This is a genomic window from Vibrio sp. 378 (genome assembly GCF_033339435.1).
Window position 1 is genome coordinate 1 of record NZ_JAWOUO010001154.1, and the last position, 524, is coordinate 524.

The following is a 524-nucleotide window of genomic DNA, read 5'->3' on the forward strand; positions in this document are numbered from 1 at the left end:
ACTATTCAACGCAAAACGTTTCGTTCCTGTTTACATGTTCATCACGACAATGGTGATTGCACTTGTAACCATCAAAAAAGGTCTGAAGCACGTTGGTCTTCACCTGACTAACGGCGAAGCGTGGATGTGGGCAGTAGCGGTATCTGCACTTGTTATGGCTGGCGGCTACTTCTACATTCAGAAAAAATTCGCTAACCGTGAAGAAGACCGCAGCTTTGCTGGCGTAGAAGGTATCTTCAGCGTTCTAATGGTAATCACAGCTTGTGCGATGGCATTTGCTCACGGCTCAAACGACGTAGCAAACGCGATTGGCCCTCTTTCTGCAGTAGTATCGACTGTTGAACATATGGGTGAGGTTACAGCGAAAAGCACTATCGCATGGTGGATTCTTCCATTGGGCGGTATCGGTATTGTTGTCGGTCTTGCAACCATGGGCCACAAAGTAATGGCAACCGTTGGTACAGGCATCACTGAACTAACACCAATCCGTGGTTTTGCTGCTCAGCTTGCAACTGCATGTACAG

Annotated in this window: 1 protein-coding gene; it reads left to right on the forward strand. The window is 47.7% G+C overall.

Annotated elements, in window-relative coordinates:
* Positions 1 to 524, forward strand: a 524-nt coding sequence (locus R7Q48_RS30895) for an inorganic phosphate transporter (protein WP_318134229.1), incomplete at both ends; no start/stop codon positions are given.